We start from the raw sequence: 21,622 nt of genomic DNA, 5'->3' as shown, positions 1-21,622 counted from the left end.
ACAAACAATTTTATTTTGCATAAACTATAATAAAAATATGCTTAGAGGTCCATTCTTGAAAACATTTCCTGAACCATTGACTGCATCTGAAGAACGTTATTATCTACAAAAATATACAGAGGGCGACCTTGAAGCGAAACATATTCTAATTGAACGAAATCTTCGTCTTGTTGCTCATATCGTCAAAAAATACCAACATCTAGACGAAGACCCTGAAGACCTTCTTTCTATCGGAACGATAGGACTGATAAAAGCCGTTTCTACCTTTAATGTGGAAAAAGGGAATCGTCTTGCCACTTATGCGGCAAGATGTATTGAAAATGAAATTCTCATGATGCTGCGCGGAAAGAAAAAAACTTCTAAAGAAGTTTCTCTCTATGAACCTATCGGTACAGACAGAGAAGGTAACGAGATTCAACTTTTTGATGTGATTGAATCAGACGAAGAGGACACTCCCTCAAAAGTCGCCTTAAAAGACGACATCAAAATGCTCTACGAAAAAGTTTCCTCTGAACTTTCTCCCCGAGAACGACTTGTCTTAAAAATGCGATACGGTCTTTACAAAGGTGAGGAATATACTCAGCGAGAAATCGCCCGTCAACTCGGTATTTCCCGTTCCTACGTTTCCCGCATTGAAAAAAGCGCAATAGAAAAACTACGGACTTTCTTTTCATAAAAGTCCGTAGTTTTTATTATTTCTCTTCCTGTCTTCTCAAAATATCATATCTGTCTACCGGAATCCCCAAGTCTACATACAATATTTGCTTTGGATGCGGAGCACTTTCCTGCTCTTCCCCATCCTCTGTCAAAATACGTTTTACCGTCACTTCAACATTGTCACCGTTCGGTTTCATTACCTCGATTTTTTCTCCAACAGAAAATTTATTTCTCTGTTCGATACGATATGTACCTTCCCTCTCTTCTCCTACAATTCCAAGATAAGTATATTCTTTCACATACGTATTATTATCATAAATCTGTGTTGTTTCATCCGGCTTTCCGAAGAAAAATCCCGTAGTAAATTGTCTGTATGTACAGTTAGAAATCTGTTCTAAGTACCAAGGCATATTTTTCTTATATAATTCAGGGTCTTTCTGATAATCATCAATCGCTTTTCGATATGTTCTCGCAACCGTAGCGACATATAATGCTGTTTTCATACGCCCTTCAATTTTCAAACTATCGATTCCCGCTTCCAAAAGTTCCGGAATATGCTCAATCATACATAAATCTTTTGAATTGAAAATATATGTTCCTCTTTCATTTTCATAAACAGGCATGTATTCTCCCGGTCTTGTTTCTTCCACAATAGAATATTTCCAGCGGCACGGGTGCGTACACGCCCCCCGATTTGCATCTCTTCCCGTAAAATAATTACTCAACAGACATCTTCCCGAATACGAAATACACATTGCTCCATGTACAAATGTTTCAATTTCCAAATCATCCGGAATATTTGCACGAATTTCTTTTATTTCATCCAAAGACAATTCTCGTGCCGAAACAACTCTTGTCGCCCCCAATTTATGCCAAAATTTGTATGTTTCATAGTTTGTATTGTTTGCCTGCGTACTGATGTGTCTTTCAATATGAGGACATTCTTCCCCTGCAAGCATAAACATTCCCGGATCAGCAATAATCAATCCATCCGGATTCATTTTTCCCAATTCTCTAAAATATTCTCTTGCTCCTTCCAAGTCACTATTGTGTGCAAGGATATTTGCAGTTACATATACTTTTACATCATGCTCATGGGCAAATTTAATTCCTTCTGCCATATCTTCTTTCGAGAAATTTTTCGCCTTCGCCCGAAGTCCGAATGCCTCTCCACCGATATATACTGCATCTGCACCAAATATAACTGCTGTTTTTAATACTTCTAAACTACTTGCCGGAATTAATAATTCTGGGTGTCTTGCCATTTTCTTTTCCTTTCTTATCGCTTTGTACTGATTGCCACCCCATCTCCAAGCGGGATAATGGAGGTCAACAACTGTTCTTCATGTTTCAATCTATATAAATACTCTCTCATGCGACTATGTATTGTTCGGTTTCTTCTTTCCACCGCAAATCTGGATTCAATAATATCTCCGTCCTGCAACACATTATCAGAAACAAGCACCCCGCCCTTTTCAAGCAAACGGAGTACTTCAGGCATATAATTAATATACTGTGCCTTTGCCGCGTCCATGAAAATAAAATCATATTTGCCTTCCAGACCTTTTAAAATATCTAAAGCATCGCCTTCTAAAAGAGTAATCTGTTCTTCTTTTCCTGCACGACGGAAATTTTCTTTCGCAATTGGAATACGCTTTTCGTATTTTTCAATCGTTGTGATTTTACATTCTTTTGGTGCATATTCACTCATTAGAAGTGCTGAAAATCCGACTGCCGTCCCTACCTCAAGAATATGAAGCGGTTTTTGAATTGCCAAAAGTACCTTCATAAAACTTTGCATTTCCTTTCGGATAATCGGAACAAAAGTTTCCAACGCTTCTTTTTCTATTATCTCTAATATTTCACTGTTTTCTGTTTCCAGAGAATTGATAAATGTAACCATGCGTTCATCTACAATCATGACAGTTTCCTTTCCTCAAGTAAGGACGGTAGAATTTTCATTCCCCGTCCTTATTTTTTATACATCCATAATAATCGGAAGAATCATCGGTCTTCTCTTTGTGCGTTTCCAAATAAATTCATTCATTGTATCGCGGATAACCAATTTAATTCTACTCCAATCTGCATTTCTATTTTGTGTCAGGCAATGTTCCAATGCCTCTGATAAAATTTGTCTTGCCTCTTCCATCAGCCCTTCAGATTCTCTTACATAAACAAATCCTCTTGATACAATATCCGGACCTGCCAACACCTGATTTGTGCCTTTTTCTAATGTTAAAACAACAATTAATATACCATCCTCTGCCAAATGCTGACGATCACGCAGTACGATATTTCCAACATCACCTACGCCCAATCCGTCGACGAGAATTGCGCCTGTATGCACTTTATCTACAACTTCCGCACCGTTCGCATCTAATGAAAGCACATCACCTGACTGTAACAAGAAAATATTCTCTTTCGGTATTCCAAGACTTTCCGCAATCCCTGCATTTGCACGCAAATGACGATACTCACCGTGCACAGGAATAGCATATTTTGGTTTTACGAGAGAATAAATCAATTTAATCTCTTCCTGACAGGCATGACCCGAAACATGAGTATCCTGAAAAATAACTGTAGCGCCTTTCTGAGAAAGTTCATTAATCACGCGAGAAACTGCTTTTTCATTTCCCGGAATCGGACTTGAACTGAAAATAACTGTATCCCCTGGTTTAATGCTTACTTTCTTGTGAATATCCGCAGCCATTCGAGATAAAGCTGCCATCGATTCTCCCTGGCTTCCTGTTGTAATCAATACAGTCTTTTCGTCCGGATAATTTTTCAACTGGTCAATTGTAATCAATGTTTTATCAGGAATATTCAAATAACCTAACTCCGAAGCAGTTTCAATAATATTTACCATACTTCTTCCCTCTACGACGACTTTTCTGTCGTACTTGTATGCAGAGTTAATAATCTGCTGCACACGGTCTACGTTAGAAGCGAATGTGGCAATAATAATTCTTGTATCTCTATGCTCCGCAAAAATATGGTCAAACGTTTTTCCTACCGTACGCTCTGACATCGTAAATCCCGGTCGCTCCGCATTTGTACTGTCAGACATCAACGCCAACACACCTTTTTTACCTAATTCAGCAAATCGCTGCAAGTCAATAGCATCACCAAAAACCGGCGTATAATCTACTTTAAAATCACCTGTATGCACAACAATACCTGCCGGAGAATAAATTGCCAATGCTGAAGCATCCGCAATACTGTGGTTTGTCTTAATAAACTCAATTCTAAATTGTCCTAAATTAATAGACTGTCCGTGGCGTACTACTTTTCTTCTTGTACTGCGAAGTAAATTATGCTCTTTTAATTTGTTTTCAATAATCCCCATTGTAAGTTTTGTCGCATAAATAGGGAAATTTAAATCTTTCAATACATATGATAATGCACCGATATGATCCTCATGACCATGAGTAATCACAAACCCTTTTACTTTTTGAATATTATCTTTTAAATATGTGATGTCAGGAATAACCAAGTCAATTCCAAGCATATCATCTTCCGGGAATGCCAGCCCACAATCCACTACGATAATACTATCTTCATATTCAAAAGCAGTAATATTCATTCCTATCTGCTCCAGTCCGCCAAGAGCAATAATTTTCAATTTTGAATTGTTCTCTTTTTTCAAATTTACACCTCCATCATTTTATATGTTCCCGCACATTCTTTTCTTTCTCTATACAATCCTTACATTTTCCGTAAAGTTTTAATTCATGGTCCAAAACACAAAATCCCAATGTTTCCTCGATATGTTTTTCTAAATCCTCTAGCAAATCATCGTCAAAGGGAATAATCTTTCCACATTCTTTGCAAATTAAATGGTGATGATAGTGTTTCGTATCACCAAAAAACTGATGTCCTATTTCATATCTTACACAGCCGTCATTTAATTCAATACGGTCTATCAACTTCATTTCCAAAAGTAACTGAACCGTCCGATAGACAGTCGCAATTCCTATATCCCGAAACTCATTTCTAACTAAATCATATATTTCTTCCGCTGTCATATGTCTATCTTTATGCTCTGCCAAAACTTTCAGAACAACCAACCGCTGATTTGTCACTTTCAGCCCTTTTTCTTTTAACATCTCTTTAAATTCTTCCTGATTTACAGACATATTCCACCTCTTAAAAATTGTACGTTACATTTCTATATCAATATCTTCTAATAGTTCTTCAAATATTTTCAATACTGCCTCAAGCTCCGTGTCATCTTCCACTATCTGATAAACACTTTCGCTTTCTTCCGCCTTACTTGTATCTTTTAAAATCATACATTCCGCATCATCATCTTCCGAATCTGTCACAAGAATATAAGATACGCCATTTACTTTTGTTTCTTCCAGAACATAAAAATCTACAGACTCTGTCCCTTCATCAAACATAAACTGAATTTTTTCCATTTTTTCACCTCGTGAACACTTATTTTTTTAAATAAACCGAGTCTAAATATCCCTGAAGAATGAAAATCGCCGCAATTTTATCAATATATTTTTTGCGGTCTTCTCTTCTTACATTACTCTCTATTAATGTCCGTTCCGCTTCCACCGTAGTCAGACGCTCGTCCCACATAATGACCTCAAGTCCTGTTCTTCTCTCCAACATTTCCTTAAATGCCAAAGATTTCTCCGCGCGGTCGCCTATATCATTATTCATATGCTTCGGAAAACCAAGAACTATCTTCTCCACCTCGTATTCCTTTACCAGTTCTTCAATACGGGCAAGCGTTTTCCTCAACTTATTTTCTTCTTTTCGCTGAATCGTTTCAATCCCTTGTGCTGTAAGACAAAGGGCATCGCTAATTGCGACTCCCACTGTCTTAGAGCCGTAATCTAATCCCATAATTCTCATTATATTATTCCCATGAGTGATGCTCAATATACGTCTTGAGCATTTCTTCCACTAACTCATCTCTTTCCATTTTCATAATCAGACTTCTTGCCCCGTTATGACTTGTAATGTATGTAGGGTCGCCTGACATAATATATCCGACAATCTGATTGACCGGATTGTATCCTTTTTCCCGCAAAGCCTGATACACAATTTCAAGAATATCTTTTGCCTGAATTTGTGGAGCGGGTTCTACACGGAAAAATTGTGTACTGTTTAAATCTTTCATTTCACCACGTCCTTTACTTTATTTCAACCTTATTCTAATATAATTACCTATAAAATTCAACGTATAATTTGTGAATGATTATCAATTTTAATCTTTGTTAACTGATTTTGTAGGTTCTCATCACTCTCCAAAGCAACCTTTATATATTCCTTTGTATGCCCTGTCTGATAAATTTTCCCCTCTTTTTCAATCTCTTCTTCCATTAAAACTTCCACTGTTTTTCCAATAAATTTTTCTTCATATTCTTTTCTTTTTCTTGCATCCAACTCTAAAAGAATATTACTTCTTTTTGTTTTCATCTGCTCAGGAACTTGATTCTCCATTACAGCAGCCTTTGTCCCTTCACGTCTGGAATATTTGAAAATATGTGTTTCATAGAAATTGACCTTTTCCACAAATGCTCTTGATTCTTCAAATTCCTCTTCCGTTTCTCCCGGAAATCCTACAATTACATCTGTTGTCAATGCCGGGCTATCAAAATATTTTCTAAGCAATTCACATTTCTCTAAATATTCTTCAGCGGTATATCTTCGATTCATTCGTTTTAAAGTTGCATCACATCCACTTTGCAGTGAAAGATGAAAATGTGGACATATTTTTTCTAAACCGGAAATTGTTTTTGCAAATTCTTCTGTAATAATTCGAGGTTCTAATGAGCCTAAACGTATTCTTTTTAATCCTTCAATTTCATTTACCGCCAAAATAAGCGACAATAAATTTTCTCCTTCTAAATCCACCCCATAAGAACTTAAATGGATTCCCGTAAGAACAACTTCCTGATAGCCGTTTGCCACCAATTCCTTTACTTCCGCAACAACATTTTCTTTTTCTCTACTACGTACTCTTCCCCTAGCATACGGAATAATACAGTATGTACAGAACTGGTTACATCCGTCTTGTACTTTTAAATATGCTCTCGTATGTTCCGCCGTCTTACTTAAATGCAATTCTTCATACTCTTTCGTATGATTAATATCAATAATTTCTTTCTGAACGCCGTTATGCTCTTCTTCATATTCTTTCAAAATAGAAATTAAATCCTGTTTTTTATTATTCCCGATAATAATATCGATGCTGTCGTCCACTTCATCCGATTCACTTTTTGCTTGTACATAACACCCTGCCGCTACAACAATAGCATTGGGATTCATTTTTTTTGCACGGTGAAGCATCTGGCGGGATTTTCTGTCAGCCATATTTGTTACCGTACAGGTATTAATTATATAAATATCCGCTCCTTCTTTAAACGGAACAATTTCGTACCCCTCTTTTTCCAATAATTCCTGCATTGCTTCTGTTTCATAGGCGTTCACTTTACAGCCTAAATTATGTAGTGCAACTTTTTTCATTTTCTCCTCCTTAAATCTATGTATAAAATAACGAAAATTTAACCTTTTCTTTGGCATATTGTTCCTTGACTTTTTTTGTCTTACAACTTAATATATTCATAGAGTAAAAAACATTCAAGGAGGTTATTCCAATGAAAACAGTACAAATTTCTTTAAATTCAATTGACAAAGTTAAATCATTCGTAAATGAAATCACAAAATTTGATTATGATTTTGATTTAGTATCCGGTCGTTATGTAATTGACGCAAAATCTATCATGGGTATTTTCAGTTTAGATTTATCAAAACCAATCGACTTAAACATTCATGCTGAAGATGATGCAGAAACTGTTCTCGAAGTATTAAAACCATATATCGTTTAATTGAATTTATGAGTTTAAATGCCCCACAAATTTTGTGGGGCTTTTTCATTTTTGTACTACTTACGGTTTTACAACAATTGTTTCCACAGTTTCTATTGCCTGCTCAAACAATTCATCAATTTTCTCTGCCAGATTTTCTTCTGAACGTCTGATAATATTCAAGTTTGGTTTTGTTACAGGATGTTTTGCAACAAAAATTGTACAGCAATCTTCAAATGGTAAAATAGATGTTTCATAAGTATCAATTTTTTCTGCAATATCTACAATTTCCTGTTTATCAAAGCCTATTACCGGACGATATACGGGCAATGTACATACATCGTTTGTTGCCATAAGACTCTGCATTGTCTGACTGGCAACTTGTCCTATACTTTCCCCTGTAATAAGTCCCAGACATCCGCTTTCTTTCGCAAAATGTTCTGCAATCTTCATCATATATCTACGCATAATAATTGTCAGTTCATCATGAGGACATTTATCATAAATATACAACTGAATATCAGTAAAATTAACAATGTTTAATTTAATCGGTCCTGAATATTTTGAAACAAGTTTTGCCAAATCAATTACTTTCTGTTTTGCGCGTTCACTTGTATACGGTGGTGCATGGAAATAAGTTGCTTCCAATCCTACCCCCCTCTTTGAAATCATATATCCGGCAACCGGACTGTCAATTCCGCCTGAAAGTAAAAGCATTGCCTTTCCATTTGTTCCAACCGGCATTCCTCCCGGTCCCGCAATAATTTCAGAGTAAATATAAATTTCATCTCTGACTTCAATATTTAATTTAATGGCAGGTTTATGCACATCTACTTTAATTTCAGGGAACGCATCTAAAATAGCCTCTCCTATTTCGCAGTTGATTTCCATAGAATTTTTCGGATAACTTTTCTTTCCGCGTCTTGCTTCCACCTTAAATGTTGTATTTTTATCAGGATACATTTCATCCATATAATTTACAACTACTTTTTTAAGTTCCTCAAATCCTCTGTCTTCCACATGAATAACAGGGCAGATTCCAACAATACCAAAAACTCTTTTTAAGCCGGCAACTGTTTCGTCATAATCAAAATCTCCTTCACAGTCAACGTACACTCTGCCCTGTGCTTTGTGTACATTGAATGTTCCCTCTACATCTTTCAACGCAAAACGTATCTGACGCATCAGAGCATCCTCAAAAATGTATCTGTTCTTTCCTTTAATACCTATTTCACCGTATTTTATTAAAAATGATTGAAACTTCATGTATCTTCTTACCTTTCTCTATTTTGCAAACTTTCTAGTGTCTTGTATATCTTCTAAGCATTGGTATACAATTATATAATGTTTCCAAAGTATAGTCAATTTCTTCTTCAGTTGTAAACTCAGAAAGACTAAAACGTATTGTTGCATCCAAAAACTCATTTTTTGCTCCAATTCCTTTTAGTACACCGCTGATTGCCGGATGATTTGACGCACAGGCTGAACCTGATGAAACATAGATTCCTTTTTCTTCTAAAGTGTGTAAAACCACTTCACTTCGGATACCTGCAATCCCTGCACTGATAATATGAGGAGCACTTGTATCATCATATCTTCCGTGAATAGTTGTATCTTCAATCTGCATAATTCCGTCAATAAAACGCTGTTTTAGTTCACGCATATGTGCAACTTTTTTATCTAAATCTGTATAAACCTCTTTTGCCGCCATTCCAAGTCCTGCAATTCCCGGAACATTTTCCGTGCCTGAACGAATATTCTTCTGCTGTTCCCCACCAAAAATAATTGGTTTGATTTTCGCCTTTTCATTGATATAAATCGCACCGATTCCTTTTGGTCCGTGAATTTTGTGTCCACTCAGTGAAAGTAAATCTACACCTAACTTTTTTGGATATATTTTATATTTGCCAAAGCCCTGTACTGCATCTACATGGAACAAAATATTTTTATTATAATCTTTTACAAGTTTTACCGCCTCTTCAATCGGCTGCACTGAGCCAACCTCATTATTGACATACATAATGGATACAAGAATTGTTTCTTCGGATAACGCCTCTTTTAACGCATCCAAACGAATTTTACCTTCACTGTCTACGGGAAGATAAGTCACTCTAAATCCTTCTTCCTGCTCTAAATACTGCATTGTATTTAAAATTGCCGGATGTTCAATAGATGACGTAATTAAATGCTTCCCTGCACGGTGATTTGCTCTCGCCGTACCAATCAACGCCAGATTGTCACTCTCTGTACCGCCGGAAGTAAAATAGATTTCCTTTTCCTGTACTTTTAGCAATTTTGCCAAAATTTCTTTTGATTCTTTTATATACCTTTCTGCATCCACACCTTTTTTGTGCATAGATGATGGATTTCCATAATCTTCACACATCACTTTCTGTACAATGTCTTTTACACTGTCATAGCATTTAGTTGTGGCAGAATTGTCCAAATATACTTCCATGTTTCTTCTCCTATTTTCCTTCTATTACTATTAAATTATGTATTTAACTTTCCAGATGATACATTAAAATCGACAAAATAGTAAGTCCTGCGGTTTCTGTTCTTAAGATACGTTTTCCCAATGTAATAGGTTCTGCTCCCGTTTCCATTGCCTGTTCCACTTCCTCTTTCTCAAATCCACCTTCCGGACCGATAAAAATACCAATTGACTGCCCTTTTTCAATCCGACCTATAATTTCTTTTGTCTTATTCATTCCATCCGCCAGTTCATATGGAACAAGTACAATATCCAGTGTTTTTGCATAGGTAAGTGCCTCCTTATAAGTCATTACTTCCCGTACTTTAGGTATCACGGTGCGTCCCGACTGTTTCGCACCCCCTTCTGCGATACTGTTCCACCGTTCCACTTTTTTCCCCGCTTTTTTCGCATCTAATTTCACTACCGCTCTCTTTGTAGAAACCGGAATAATCTCATATACGCCTAATTCAACTGCTTTCTGTACAATCAATTCCATTTTATCACTTTTCGGAAGGCCCTGAAACAAGTAAATTTTAGAAGGAAGTTCCGTATTCCCTATTTTTTCCTCTATGATATGCAGAAAAACTTTTTCATTCGTTATTTCATCAATCTGACAAACATATTTTTTATTATTCCCATCACTAATTTGAAGTTTTTCTCCCTTTTTCATGCGTAATACATTACAAATGTGATTTACGTCTGAACCTTCTATATAAACTTTTTCCCCGCTCACCTGAGCCGGTGTTACAAAAAAATGGTGCATATTATTTCTCCTAATTCTTTCTCGCTGTAACGGACACCCATTCTCCCTGATATGTTACTTCAAGCACCTCAAGTCCCGCTTCTTTTACGGCATTTACTACCGTTTCTTCCTTCATATCGATGATTCCGCTTGTGATATAAATTCCGCCTTTTTTCAACTGATTCACAATAACCGGTGTTAAAGGAACGAGTACATCCGCTAAAATATTTGCCACAACAATATCATATTTTTCGTATCCGACTTTATCTTGTACCTCTTTGTCATCAATAATGTTTCCAATCATCACTTCATATTGCGATTTTTCAATGCCGTTTACTTCCATATTTTCATAAGTCGCATCAATCGCACATGGATCTAAATCTGTACCTACGGAATATTCAGCACCAAACTTCAATGCGAGCATTCCTAAAATTCCGCTTCCACATCCTACGTCCAGAATTCTTGTCTGTGGTGTCACATACTTTCTAATCTGTCTGATACAAAGTTGTGTTGTTTCGTGCATTCCCGTTCCAAAAGCAGTTCCTGGGTCTATATGAATAATCATTTTATCTTCATCTTCCGGTTTTACTTCCTCCCATGACGGAATAATAAGAACATCATCTACATAAAATTGGTGGAAATATTTTTTCCAGTTATTTACCCAGTCCACATCTTCCGTTTCCGATTCTTCTATCGTACACTCTCCAATGTTTAAGAAAGATTTCATTTCTTCTAATTCATTTTTTACATTTTTTAAAATAGCATCTACGTCTTCGCCATCATCAAGATAAAAACTCAAATAAGCAACTCCGTCATCCGCCTCAATTTCAGGAAGAATATCCACAAACATCTGCTCCTTATCTGCCTGCGTAAGTGGCACTTTATCTTCAATTTCCACACCTTCAATTCCTAAATCCATAAGCATACTGCTTACAATATCTTCTGCTTCTGTTGTTGTTTTTAATCTAAATTTATTCCATTTCATTGTTCTTCACCTCTTATAATATTTCCATTTTTCCCAAAATCTTGGGATAAAACATAAGTAGATATGAATGTAAAAATAACCGAAACACATAATACAAAACAGGAAAAGAGCATACTATAACTTTTTACATTCGATAGAAATGATTTGAAAATCACTCGCTTTTTTGAATATGCACTCTTCTTTTGCCTTGACATAATCTTCCCCTTGCTTTTCCTCTTTTACATTAAATGCTCAACTAAAATTTTTACTCCCATACAAACTAAAATGACACCACCTGCAATTTCCGCCTTCGACTTATAGCGCACCCCAAAAATATTTCCGATTTTTACTCCTGCCGCCGAGAGAATAAATGTAGTAACTCCGATAATACACACTGCCGGAATAATATTCACTTGCAAAAATGCAAAAGTCACACCTACCGCAAGTGCATCAATGCTCGTGGCAACTGCAAGCCCTAACATCTCTTTTACTGCCAATCTGTCTGTTTTTTCATTGCTGATTTCTTCTTTGCAAAGTCCTTCTTTTATCATATTCAAACCGATAATGCCAAGCAATATAAAAGCAATCCAGTGGTCAATCGACGTAATCATCTCTTTAAATTGTATGCCAAGCAAGTATCCTAAAAGTGGCATTCCCGCCTGAAACACGCCAAAATACAGACCTACTATACCCTGTTTTTGCCATGTACACTTTCTTAGGGACAATCCTTTACAGATTGCTACCGCAAAGGCGTCCATGGATAATCCAACAGCAATACAAATCAGTTCTATTAAACCCATTATTTCAATCCCCGTTTCAAGTTTTCCATTGCCTGCACAATATTTTCCTGTTTTGTTGCCAAATTCAACCGAATATAATATTTCCAGTCTTCACCGCCAAACCAATCTCCATAATCAATGGCAAGATGACATTTTTCCTGTAAAACCTGTATAATATCACTATTTTGTAAATATGGTTTTAAATCTATCCACATCAAATATGTTCCCTGCAATTCAAAAACTGTCGCCTTAGGGAGTTCCTGTTCAATAAAGTTCTTTGCATATGCATAATTTTCTTCAATAATTTTAAGCACTCCATTAAGCCATTCCAAACCGTTCTCATAAGCGTTCTGCACTGCAATATAACCGAAACCGCTTCCCTGTGTCACATGAATTTTACTGGCAAAATCATCAAATTTCTCACGCAGTTTTTCATCTGCAATAAGAATAAACGCATTTTGGCAATCCGCCAGATTAAATGTTTTACTTGCAGCAGTCAGAGCAATGATTTTATCCGTATACTCTCCAAGGCTCCCCGCCGGAATTTGTCTGTTGTCACCGATGATAATATCCTGATGAATTTCATCTGCAATAAGAAGTACATTATACTTTTTACAAAGAGAAATTAATCTTCTTAATTCCTCCTCTCTCCATACACGCCCTACCGGATTGTGCGGAGAACATAAAATGTACATTTTCACTTTCTCTTCCTGCATACATTTCTCAATCATATCATAATCCATCTCATATCCGCCATCTGTACATTTCAATGGAATATCCACTACTTTTCTTCCATTGTCTTCAATACAATGGAAAAATGGAGGATATGCCGGAGTGGAAATCATTATTCCATCTTCTTTTTCCGTAAAACACTGTACAAGCCAAAAGAGCGCCGGTACTACTCCCGGTGCAAAACGAATCCATTCCTTTTCGACACAGTAATTATGTCTTGTTTTTTCCCAACTGATAAATGATGCATAAAAACTTTCCGGAACTTTGTAATATCCGAACGTCCCTTTTTCGACATATTCTTCTAAGGCTTGTCTAACACATCTTGGAACTTTAAAATCCATATCTGCAACCCAAAGCGACAGCATTCCTTCTCCGCCAAATTTTTCTAAAAGCCCGTCCCATTTCTCACAGTTTGTATTTCTTCTATCTTGATATATAATTTCTTCTGTCATCTTTACTCACCTACCATAATGCGAATAATCTCTTCGTTTGTTTCTTTCATACCTTCTTTACCTAGACGCCCTACATTTTTAATTGTTGCTTCCACGCCTTTTGTCACAATTCCGTCACCTTCATAGAATTGCTGACCGCATTTATACATATTGTAACCTAAAATTCCTGCGTCTACGGCAGACGCAATTTTTGCCGCACAAGATGCCTTTGCTCCGTCACAAACAATTCCCGAAACAATTGCCAATGCATTTACAACCGTATGAATAATCTCTTCGTAAGTTCCGCCAAGAAGATATGCAATACCTGCTCCCGCTCCTGCTCCTGCACTGATTGCTCCGCAGTACGCAGATAAACGTCCTATTCCCGTTTTCTGATGAATGGTAACAAGATTAGATAGCGCCAGTGCACGATATAGTTTCTCCTCTGATACTTTCAGTTCTTTTGCATACTCAATAACCGGAAGGGACGCTGTCATACCCTGATTTCCGCTACCTGAATTAATCACTACAGGAAGTTCACATCCGTTCATTCTCGCATCCGAACCTGCTGCCGCTGCCGCTTTTGCTCTCGTACGAATATCATTTCCATACGTTTTCAAAAGAACGCTTCCAATATTCGCCCCATAATCTCCTCTAAGACCTTCTTCTGAAATAGCCGTATTATACTTAATCTGCCTGTCAAGGACCTCTTTAATATCTTCCACATCCACACTATCGACAAAATCAACTATATCTTCCACATTTAGCAGGGAGCGATCCGTCAGTCCCTCTTCTTTTTCACCTTCCACAACCTTGCTCTCTAGTACTTCCCCGTCCTTTTCCACAAGTACAATATTTGTATGATAATTTGCAATACGCACTTTTGCATAAGCCTCATCTTTATATACGGTAATGACAATATCAAATGTAATTCCTGAATTGATATGCTCCACAGTAATTTCTGTATCTTTCATAAATTCACGCATCTGCTGAATCTGTTCTTTTGTAACATCCGCAATAACTTCTAATTTCTTCTCTGAATTTCCTGCAACAATTCCTGCAGTTGCTGCCGCCGGAATCCCTTTTAAATGATCTGTGTTCGGTACAATTACGCTTTTTACATTTTTAATAATACTTCCGCTCGCCTGAATTTTTACTTTATCCGGAAAAGCCCCCAACACTTCTCTTGCTTTCGCAGCACCGTAAGCAAGCGCAATCGGCTCTGTACATCCCATAGCCGGAACTAATTCTTCTTTTAATATTTGAACATACACTCCGTACTTTTTATCTGCTTTTTCCATTTTGTAACTTATCTCCTCTCCATCTTATCTCGTTCACATGATAAAATATTATAGCATATTCCTAAAAAGATTCCTATTCCATTTCATTTATCGTTCTCAGCAGTTTCTCCAATTTAAAACAATCCCATTCCTTTACAATTTCCTCCAAACAGTTCAGATTTATATCTGAATGTTCCAGTTCTCTTGAATATTTATGAGCAATGTCCACAAATTCCATAAAAGAAAGTTGAAACCCGTTTTGCTTCCACACTGCCATAGCCAATTCTTCAATCAAAAGTGTGCTGACAACCGCCAACTGCATTTTTGTATAAATCTCGCCGTCATAAACTGCACCACAAAAATATGTAAAAACAAAATATATCATAAGTTGTTCCGTCCACACCTGTTTTCCCAAGATTTCTTTTAAGAAACGTTTTCTATTTTTCTCATATTCCTCTGCACTCTGTTCAAAAAGTGTCTTTTGTAGTCCTTTTACATATAACGGCCACGATCGGTTTAAAACTTCAAACTGTTCAAATACACCACACATTTCCTGTATCAGAAACTTTCTTTCCTGACCACAGGAAATATATTGCTCCAATTTCTTTCCAAATTTCTCTGGTGCTGACATATCCATATATCGCTCTAGTACATCATCAACTTGAAAAAGCTGCTGTTTTCCTACTTTAATTTCCATATCATGCACCAGCGCCAGCACCATAGATACTCGAAGATTTATCGACATCTCTCTATTCTGCAAAATCCGGAAAACAGCCTCCCTTGTATCCGATAATTTTCCATACAATAAAAAATCAAATGTTTCATCTTCTCTTTCCAACACATCTTTTTCCAATGAAACAAACTTCACAGGTTCTTTACATCCCAAAATCAGTTTGCCTGCTTCTATACAGGACAAAGATAAAGAAATCTCTCTTTCCCCTTGAAATTCTTCTATATGTCTTGGATACAGACGACAGGTTTTACAAAACATTTTTTCCCCTGCCTCCGTATAAATATCACATAAATTTTCTTCATTTAAAAAAGCACATCTCATATCATACTGTAAAAAAGTTCCTTCTTCCCAATCTATTGAATTGCGAATACGATTTCCAAAAGGTCCTTCCATATTTTTATATTTCTTCAATGTTTTTTTATCAATCACAATTTTCCAACCTGCACAACAGGTATCCGGACAATCCGCTGCCGTACATTTAAACTTACAATAATAATGTGGTACTGTATATCTCATTTTTCCTCACTATCCAATCACACGCACACTGCTCCCCTGTGCTTTTTCCTTTTTCACAACAATCTGTTTTTCTATTCTTTCTTTCAACTCGGAAACATGGGAAATAATCCCTACTAATCTATTTCCGTCTGCCAGACGATACAGGGCTTTCATCGCCTGCTCCAAAGCCTCCTCATCAAGTGAACCGAAGCCTTCATCAATAAACATTGTATCCAGTTGGATTCCGCCCGCCAAAGACTGTATTTCATCTGAAAGCCCTAATGCCAATGACAGTGATGCCTGAAATGCCTCGCCACCTGAAAGTGTTTTGACATTTCTTATCGAACCGTTATAGTGATCGATTACATCCAATTCTAATCCGGTCTGACTTCTCTGGTCTTTCGTTTCCTCTCTCCTCTTTAATTCATACTGTCCTCCCGACATAATCATAAAACGTGTGTTTGCTCGAGCAATAATTCGGTTAAAATAAGAAATCTGAATATAGGTTTCCAGCATGATCTTATCTTTCCCTGCCACACTTCCATTTGCCGTATCAGACAGTGCTTTTACAAGAAATTGTCTTTTTTCTATATCTTTCAGTACAGTATTCTGTTTCTCCACCGACAGTTTTATCTGTCTGTTAGAATTACATACAGAAACCATACTTTCTCTTTCTGCAAGCAGTTGTTCTTTCTTTTTCTGTAATTCTCTCTGCTCTTCCAATAATTTTGGCAGAGAACAATCCGTCTGCTTTTCCAACTGACTTCTCAGCATATCTATTTTCGCATTCTCTTCTTTTATTTTCCCTGTAATTTCTTCAACTTCCCGTCTTGCTCTCTCATATGACTCTTCCATCATTTTTCGCATCTTCTTTTTTGCCTCAATGTCTGCCTCAATTTCAGTTTTAGAAGAGAATAAAAGGCTTTCTTTTAATTTTGCCAATTGTTTCTCTGCATTTCCACATTCTGTATAATATTGTACTTGAAGCCTTTCCCACTCTTTTCCTTTCATTTCTTCTTCTTTTTGCATTTTTTCTACTTGAGGCAGTTGTTGTTCAAAACGATTTTTTTCTGCCAACTGTTTTTCTAAAACAGCATAGTCACTCTGCATTTTTTCATCGGCTTTCGCAAGTTCGGTTATCCATTCTTCTAATTTGGCATAGACAGACTCTACCTGTTTTCCGAAAATCTGCTCTGCTCTATCCTCAATATTTCTTCTGGCAGTTTCCATTTCACCTTTTGTTTTTCCCGCCTCTACACTAAGTGCTGTCGCTTTTTCCATAAGAATTGCACTCTGCTGTTTTGCTTCTCTTAATTCTTCTTCTGAACAGACTTTCTCTGTAAGTTTTGCCGGATTTAAATGATGAATCGCTCCACATACAAGACACGGTTCTCCATCTTTTAACTTTTGTGCAAGAAGTCCTGCCTGAGAGTCCAAAAAATTCCTTTCCATTCGCTCATATTCCTGCTGTTTTTTCTGTCCTTTCAATATGGCAGACTGATACTGTTTCTGCAATTCCGTAAACCTATTTACAATTCCTTTATATTCTACAAGCATTTTTTTCAATAAGCGTGCCTGATTTTTCTTCTCCTCCAATGCTGACTTTTCATTATCTAATTTCACTTTCTGAGCATCCACTGATACAAGTTGTTCTATTCTTTCTTTCATCAGAACAACATTTCTATTATATTTTTTCTCTCTTTCTCTCGACTGTAGCAATTCCTCCTCGATTGACTGTAAACGTGCCTTTAAGGTAATAAAATCTTTTTTTGCTTTTTCCACCTCATCATATAACGGTAATTTTTCTTCACTTAAAACAATCTCCGTCCGCAGTTGTTCTCTCTCCGCCTCTTTCTTTTCCTCCTCGGAAAGTTTTTCTTTTGTCCACTCTAATTTTTCTTTGTGCAAACTGAGAGTTTCCTCCAGTTTCTGCAACTCTCTTCTATTTTTCTCCTCTGTTTCAGCCTTTCCGATATAGCGGTTTAAGTTTTCCAACCGGTTTTCAATAGCGGTTATCTCTTTCGTCAAAAACATTATTCTCTCTTTTTCTTCCTCTAAAAGATGAGATAACTTCGCTAAACGAACTTCAACCGTTCCCTGTTTATCTTCCTCCCCCTGAATTCCGTCCATATATTGCCATATACTCTTGGAAATGTCTTGATATTCTTTATCCAATCCATTTTTTTCCAGTTTAAGTCTGTCCTGTAAAATCTGATATTTTTTTGTATCAAAAATTTCCCGAAAAATTTTACTTCTCTCTTCTGTCTTTGCAAAAAGCAGTTTTAAAAAATCTCCCTGAGCAATCATGGCAATCTGGGTAAACTGATTTCGGTCAAGTCCTATCAACTCCGCGATCGCCCTTGTCACCTCTTTTGTTTTTGTCACCATTCTTCCGTCCGGAAAAGAAAGCAAAGCGTCTGCTTTCTCTGTCGTCACACCTCCACCTTTTTTCGCAGGTCTTATATATTCGGGATTTCGTCTGATTACATACTCTTTCTTCCGATATAAAAAACGCATTTCAACAAAAGTCGGAGTTCCCTCCTTAGCGTACTGACTTCTCAGCATATCCGTATCTCTATTATTTCCGCTTGCTTCCCCGTACAGTGCAAATGTTATGGCATCGAAAATCGTTGTTTTTCCCGCTCCTGTATCACCCGTAATCAAATATAATCCCTTTTCTCCCAAACGGGTGAAATCAATAATGACTTCATCAGCATATGGTCCAAATGCAGACATTTTCAATTGTAACGGTTTCATATGCTATTCCTCCCAAATCTTTTCAATCAGATGTTGTAAAAAAATATTCTGCTCTTCAGACATTTCCTGATTATTTTGCAACAAATACAATTCTCCAAACAGTTCCACCGGTGTTTTTTTCTCCACATGTTCGGTTTCCCCCACGCACCGCCTATTTTTCGTCCGTGTATTGTCATAATCCATTTTCATAATATTGGGATAAATCACCCGAAGCCTGTTTATCGCATCTAAAATATCTTCCTCGTCTGTAAGAGTAATGTGCAGGTAGTCATCCGTCGCACTTCCCTGATAAAATTTTAGTGCGGTAACTTCCTCATAAGTTCCTTTAATTTTCCTCATATCATGTTTAGGAAATAAAGAAATTTCCCGAATATCCACATTACCTTTTTCCTTTATCTCCACAACGGTAACTGATTTTTCCTGTTTACTCTCAGAGAAAGAATATTTCAACAAAGTTCCGCAATAACGCACTTCTTCTCTTCCAATACTCTGTCTGCCATGAATATGTCCCAATGCCACATAATCAAACGGCGCAAAAACAGAGGCGTCAACATTGTCTACGCCCCCTACGGATATTTCTTCTGAATCAGATCGGAATGCTCCTGTCACAAACTGATGAGCCAAAATTACATTTCTTTTCTTTTCATCAATTTCCATCCGCTCAACAACCGCTTGAACTGCTTCCTGATAAGTATCCACATCTATGTCTGAAATAACCTGCCTTACATATGCCGGCTTAATAAATGGAAGCAAATAAACATTCACTTCTCCATATGCATCATGCAAAGTAACCGCCTTTGGAATCTCTTGAAAAACGGGTGAAACATATATTCCTGCATTTTTCAATAACTTTCCTCCAAAAGCAAGTCTTTCCGGCGAGTCATGATTTCCACTTATCATAAACACAGAAACATTTTCCCTTGCAAGCCCGCTTAAAAAAGCATCAAATACCTGTACCGCCTCCGCAGACGGAATCGGCTTATCATAAATATCACCTGCAATAAAAACGCTGTCCGGTTTCTCTTTTTGAACCAACTCGATGACCTGCCGTAAAATATATTTTTGATCTTCTATCATTGAAAACTCATTAACTCTTTTACCAATATGTAAATCTGACAAATGAATAAATTTCATATGTTCCTCCTAAATCATTTCCACGTCACCCTTATTTTACAATCCTCACTCAACTCACAATTGTCAAATGACAGGAAAATCCCTGCTTTTTTCAGACAGGCTGATACTTTCTCAAAAATATCGTACAACAGATTATTCCACTTCATAGCCTCTTTATAAGTTTTGTAGTACTCCTTGTTTTTCAATCTCTCTAGCGGTAAAAATGTTTTAAAAACATCTCCCGTATAAATTTTTCCGCATCCTAAAAATTCAAATTCACTGCAATTTTTATGCTCTTTCCCATCTTCAATGTACGTCGGTATATTTTCCAGTTTCTTTTCATTCTCTTGAATAATCTTAAACACCTGATATACCTGCTCTTTTGTAAGTTTAAACATCTCCAGTGTATTAATTTCCTCAAATAATTTATATGTACAGTATCTTAAGTTTCCATTTCCATATATCTCGATGGAAAATCCACCTTCATCTCCTTCTACTCCATAACTTGGACTTATGTGGTAAGCAAATATTTTATGTTCTTTTCTTAACTCTTCAAACTCCATATAAACCTCTTCATATACACTTCTTAGGCTTTAATCGCCCATCTCATTTTTGTTGACTTTGCACGGCTGTTATAATTACATTCCTCTGCTGAAGGACGAATCACATCATTTGCAATATCACTGTAAACACCTGCTCTTTTTAATTCCTTAAAAGCACGTTTTACAATTCTGTCCTCTCCCGAATGGAAAGTTAAAATAGCCACTCTTCCTCCCTCATTCAATACATTCGGAAGTTTTTCCATAAACTCATATAACACTTCAAACTCACTGTTCACATCAATACGCAATGCCTGAAATGTTCGCTGACACGATTTCTTCACCGCTTCTTTTCGCTCTTTTGTTGGTATAAATTCCAACGCTTCTTCAATAATCTGCTGTAGTTTTGTTGTCGTATCAATCGTTTCTCCCCTTCGCAGTTTTTCAAAAACTTTCTCTGCAATCTCATGAGCATAAGGCTCGTCCGCATTCTCCACGAGCATGCCTTCTAATTCTTCCATAGTAACTTCTTTTAATCTCTCTGCTGCCGATACTCCCTTTTTCTGATCTAATCGCAAATCCAAAGGACCTTCTTTTTTATAGGTAAACCCTCGTTCCGGATTATCAATCTGCATGGATGAAACTCCCAAATCCGCCAAAACAAAGTCGAACTTACCTGCCTCCTCGCATACTTTATCAATATCTCTAAAATTAATATTTTTAATAGTCAAAATATCTTCGCCGTATCCTAGTTTCTGTAAACGTTCTTTCGTTTTCTCCGACTCTACCGTATCTACATCCAATGCATACAAATGCCCCTCTCCTTTTAGACATTTCAGCATTTCCAATGTATGCCCTCCGTAACCGAGCGTTGCGTCCAATCCTCTCTGTCCCGGCTGAATTTGTAAAAAGTCCAAAATTTCTTTCACACAAATAGAAATATGCATCCCTACCGGAGTGCTTCCTTTGCGAATAACTTTCTCTATCGTTTCCGGATATTTCTCTGGCTGCAATTCTTTATATCTCTCTTTATAATTTCTCGGATGTGTCCCTTTATATCTTACGCGTCTTTTATGTTGTTTTTCTTGATTTTCCAT

Annotated in this window: 22 protein-coding genes; 2 read left to right on the top strand and 20 right to left on the bottom strand. The window is 36.9% G+C overall.

The window, feature by feature from the left end:
• Positions 1–55 precede the first annotated feature (55 nt).
• On the top strand, positions 56–676 hold the full coding sequence (sigK, locus tag ACYPXO_RS04855) for an RNA polymerase sporulation sigma factor SigK (RefSeq protein WP_459639524.1): 621 nt from the start codon (positions 56–58) through the stop codon (positions 674–676).
• A 16-nt stretch (positions 677–692) separates the two neighbouring features.
• Here the strand turns inward: sigK and ACYPXO_RS04850 are convergent, their stop codons facing one another.
• Genes ACYPXO_RS04850 through mtaB form a run of 8 tightly spaced genes read right to left on the bottom strand, consistent with a single transcriptional unit; the run spans position 693 to position 7,143 of the window.
• Positions 693–1,922, bottom strand: coding sequence for a peptidase U32 family protein (locus ACYPXO_RS04850; protein WP_459639523.1), 1,230 nt, complete (start codon positions 1,920–1,922; stop codon positions 693–695).
• A gap of 14 nt (positions 1,923–1,936) precedes the next feature.
• Positions 1,937–2,578, bottom strand: a complete 642-nt coding sequence (locus ACYPXO_RS04845) for an O-methyltransferase (RefSeq protein ID WP_459639522.1) — start codon at positions 2,576–2,578, stop codon at positions 1,937–1,939.
• Between the two features lie 57 nt (positions 2,579–2,635).
• On the bottom strand, positions 2,636–4,303 hold the full coding sequence (locus ACYPXO_RS04840) for a ribonuclease J (RefSeq protein WP_459639521.1): 1,668 nt from the start codon (positions 4,301–4,303) through the stop codon (positions 2,636–2,638).
• A 13-nt stretch (positions 4,304–4,316) separates the two neighbouring features.
• Positions 4,317–4,793, bottom strand: a complete 477-nt coding sequence (locus ACYPXO_RS04835; protein WP_459639520.1) for a Fur family transcriptional regulator — start codon at positions 4,791–4,793, stop codon at positions 4,317–4,319.
• Between the two features lie 24 nt (positions 4,794–4,817).
• Positions 4,818–5,078: a DUF1292 domain-containing protein gene (locus ACYPXO_RS04830; RefSeq protein ID WP_459639519.1), complete on the bottom strand. Its 261-nt coding sequence runs from the start codon at positions 5,076–5,078 to the stop codon at positions 4,818–4,820.
• A gap of 19 nt (positions 5,079–5,097) precedes the next feature.
• Positions 5,098–5,526 carry a Holliday junction resolvase RuvX gene (ruvX, locus tag ACYPXO_RS04825; protein ID WP_459639518.1) on the bottom strand — a complete coding sequence of 143 codons (429 nt, stop codon included), beginning with the start codon at positions 5,524–5,526 and terminating at the stop codon, positions 5,098–5,100.
• Between the two features lie 4 nt (positions 5,527–5,530).
• Positions 5,531–5,794, bottom strand: coding sequence for an IreB family regulatory phosphoprotein (locus ACYPXO_RS04820; RefSeq protein WP_459639517.1), 264 nt, complete (start codon positions 5,792–5,794; stop codon positions 5,531–5,533).
• 56 nt (positions 5,795–5,850) lie between these two features.
• Positions 5,851–7,143: a tRNA (N(6)-L-threonylcarbamoyladenosine(37)-C(2))-methylthiotransferase MtaB gene (mtaB, locus tag ACYPXO_RS04815; protein ID WP_459639516.1), complete on the bottom strand. Its 1,293-nt coding sequence runs from the start codon at positions 7,141–7,143 to the stop codon at positions 5,851–5,853.
• Positions 7,144–7,274: 131 nt separating this feature from the next.
• On the opposite strand from mtaB, the gene ACYPXO_RS04810 reads away from it, so the two are divergent.
• Positions 7,275–7,505, top strand: a complete 231-nt coding sequence (locus ACYPXO_RS04810; protein WP_009757235.1) for an HPr family phosphocarrier protein — start codon at positions 7,275–7,277, stop codon at positions 7,503–7,505.
• A gap of 60 nt (positions 7,506–7,565) precedes the next feature.
• Here ACYPXO_RS04810 and thiI read toward each other — a convergent pair whose 3' ends face one another.
• From thiI to rsmH, 12 genes are all read right to left on the bottom strand, one after another.
• A complete protein-coding gene (gene thiI, locus ACYPXO_RS04805) occupies positions 7,566–8,750 on the bottom strand; it encodes a tRNA uracil 4-sulfurtransferase ThiI (protein ID WP_459639515.1) in 1,185 nt (394 codons plus the stop codon).
• A gap of 34 nt (positions 8,751–8,784) precedes the next feature.
• Positions 8,785–9,942, bottom strand: a complete 1,158-nt coding sequence (locus ACYPXO_RS04800; RefSeq protein WP_459639514.1) for a cysteine desulfurase family protein — start codon at positions 9,940–9,942, stop codon at positions 8,785–8,787.
• Between the two features lie 43 nt (positions 9,943–9,985).
• Positions 9,986–10,723: a 16S rRNA (uracil(1498)-N(3))-methyltransferase gene (locus ACYPXO_RS04795; protein WP_459639513.1), complete on the bottom strand. Its 738-nt coding sequence runs from the start codon at positions 10,721–10,723 to the stop codon at positions 9,986–9,988.
• A 10-nt stretch (positions 10,724–10,733) separates the two neighbouring features.
• A complete protein-coding gene (gene prmA, locus ACYPXO_RS04790; protein WP_459639512.1) occupies positions 10,734–11,687 on the bottom strand; it encodes a 50S ribosomal protein L11 methyltransferase in 954 nt (317 codons plus the stop codon).
• 218 nt (positions 11,688–11,905) lie between these two features.
• Positions 11,906–12,466 (bottom strand): manganese efflux pump MntP, encoded by a 561-nt coding sequence (locus ACYPXO_RS04785; protein ID WP_459639511.1) that lies wholly within the window; start codon positions 12,464–12,466, stop codon positions 11,906–11,908.
• Entirely contained in the window at positions 12,466–13,629 is a 1,164-nt protein-coding gene (locus tag ACYPXO_RS04780; RefSeq protein WP_459639510.1) for a MalY/PatB family protein, read from the bottom strand. The genes ACYPXO_RS04785 and ACYPXO_RS04780 overlap by 1 nt, the downstream gene beginning before the upstream one ends.
• Positions 13,630–13,631: 2 nt before the next feature.
• Complete coding sequence (locus tag ACYPXO_RS04775; protein ID WP_459639509.1) at positions 13,632–14,909, bottom strand: L-cysteine desulfidase family protein; 1,278 nt, start codon at positions 14,907–14,909, stop codon at positions 13,632–13,634.
• A 73-nt stretch (positions 14,910–14,982) separates the two neighbouring features.
• The gene (gene fliB, locus ACYPXO_RS04770) at positions 14,983–16,137 is read right to left on the bottom strand and encodes a flagellin lysine-N-methylase (RefSeq protein WP_459639508.1); all 1,155 of its coding nucleotides are present in this window, start codon (positions 16,135–16,137) and stop codon (positions 14,983–14,985) included.
• Between the two features lie 9 nt (positions 16,138–16,146).
• Positions 16,147–18,873 (bottom strand): AAA family ATPase, encoded by a 2,727-nt coding sequence (locus tag ACYPXO_RS04765; protein WP_459639507.1) that lies wholly within the window; start codon positions 18,871–18,873, stop codon positions 16,147–16,149.
• A gap of 3 nt (positions 18,874–18,876) precedes the next feature.
• Complete coding sequence (locus ACYPXO_RS04760; protein WP_459639506.1) at positions 18,877–20,007, bottom strand: exonuclease SbcCD subunit D; 1,131 nt, start codon at positions 20,005–20,007, stop codon at positions 18,877–18,879.
• A 14-nt stretch (positions 20,008–20,021) separates the two neighbouring features.
• On the bottom strand, positions 20,022–20,549 hold the full coding sequence (locus ACYPXO_RS04755) for a hypothetical protein (RefSeq protein ID WP_459639505.1): 528 nt from the start codon (positions 20,547–20,549) through the stop codon (positions 20,022–20,024).
• A gap of 23 nt (positions 20,550–20,572) precedes the next feature.
• Positions 20,573–21,622, bottom strand: a complete 1,050-nt coding sequence (gene rsmH / locus ACYPXO_RS04750) for a 16S rRNA (cytosine(1402)-N(4))-methyltransferase RsmH (RefSeq protein WP_459639504.1) — start codon at positions 21,620–21,622, stop codon at positions 20,573–20,575.

The organism is Faecalimonas canis, from assembly GCF_054601575.1.
This window is presented reverse-complemented; position numbering and strand designations above follow the sequence as displayed.

Coding starts and splice junctions, on each gene's coding strand:
- ACYPXO_RS04845 (WP_459639522.1), bottom strand. CDS start 2,578: ATGATTGTAGATGAACGCATGGTTACATTTATCAATTCTCTGGAAACA.
- ACYPXO_RS04830 (WP_459639519.1), bottom strand. CDS start 5,078: ATGGAAAAAATTCAGTTTATGTTTGATGAAGGGACAGAGTCTGTAGAT.
- ACYPXO_RS04755 (WP_459639505.1), bottom strand. CDS start 20,549: ATGGAGTTTGAAGAGTTAAGAAAAGAACATAAAATATTTGCTTACCAC.
- mtaB (WP_459639516.1), bottom strand. CDS start 7,143: ATGAAAAAAGTTGCACTACATAATTTAGGCTGTAAAGTGAACGCCTAT.
- fliB (WP_459639508.1), bottom strand. CDS start 16,137: ATGAGATATACAGTACCACATTATTATTGTAAGTTTAAATGTACGGCA.
- rsmH (WP_459639504.1), bottom strand. CDS start 21,622: ATGGAAAATCAAGAAAAACAACATAAAAGACGCGTAAGATATAAAGGG.
- ACYPXO_RS04800 (WP_459639514.1), bottom strand. CDS start 9,942: ATGGAAGTATATTTGGACAATTCTGCCACAACTAAATGCTATGACAGT.
- ACYPXO_RS04810 (WP_009757235.1), top strand. CDS start 7,275: ATGAAAACAGTACAAATTTCTTTAAATTCAATTGACAAAGTTAAATCA.
- ACYPXO_RS04785 (WP_459639511.1), bottom strand. CDS start 12,466: ATGGGTTTAATAGAACTGATTTGTATTGCTGTTGGATTATCCATGGAC.
- prmA (WP_459639512.1), bottom strand. CDS start 11,687: ATGAAATGGAATAAATTTAGATTAAAAACAACAACAGAAGCAGAAGAT.
- thiI (WP_459639515.1), bottom strand. CDS start 8,750: ATGAAGTTTCAATCATTTTTAATAAAATACGGTGAAATAGGTATTAAA.
- ACYPXO_RS04780 (WP_459639510.1), bottom strand. CDS start 13,629: ATGACAGAAGAAATTATATATCAAGATAGAAGAAATACAAACTGTGAG.
- ACYPXO_RS04820 (WP_459639517.1), bottom strand. CDS start 5,794: ATGAAAGATTTAAACAGTACACAATTTTTCCGTGTAGAACCCGCTCCA.
- ACYPXO_RS04760 (WP_459639506.1), bottom strand. CDS start 20,007: ATGAAATTTATTCATTTGTCAGATTTACATATTGGTAAAAGAGTTAAT.
- ruvX (WP_459639518.1), bottom strand. CDS start 5,526: ATGAGAATTATGGGATTAGATTACGGCTCTAAGACAGTGGGAGTCGCA.
- ACYPXO_RS04765 (WP_459639507.1), bottom strand. CDS start 18,873: ATGAAACCGTTACAATTGAAAATGTCTGCATTTGGACCATATGCTGAT.
- ACYPXO_RS04795 (WP_459639513.1), bottom strand. CDS start 10,723: ATGCACCATTTTTTTGTAACACCGGCTCAGGTGAGCGGGGAAAAAGTT.
- ACYPXO_RS04775 (WP_459639509.1), bottom strand. CDS start 14,909: ATGGAAAAAGCAGATAAAAAGTACGGAGTGTATGTTCAAATATTAAAA.
- ACYPXO_RS04850 (WP_459639523.1), bottom strand. CDS start 1,922: ATGGCAAGACACCCAGAATTATTAATTCCGGCAAGTAGTTTAGAAGTA.
- ACYPXO_RS04835 (WP_459639520.1), bottom strand. CDS start 4,793: ATGTCTGTAAATCAGGAAGAATTTAAAGAGATGTTAAAAGAAAAAGGG.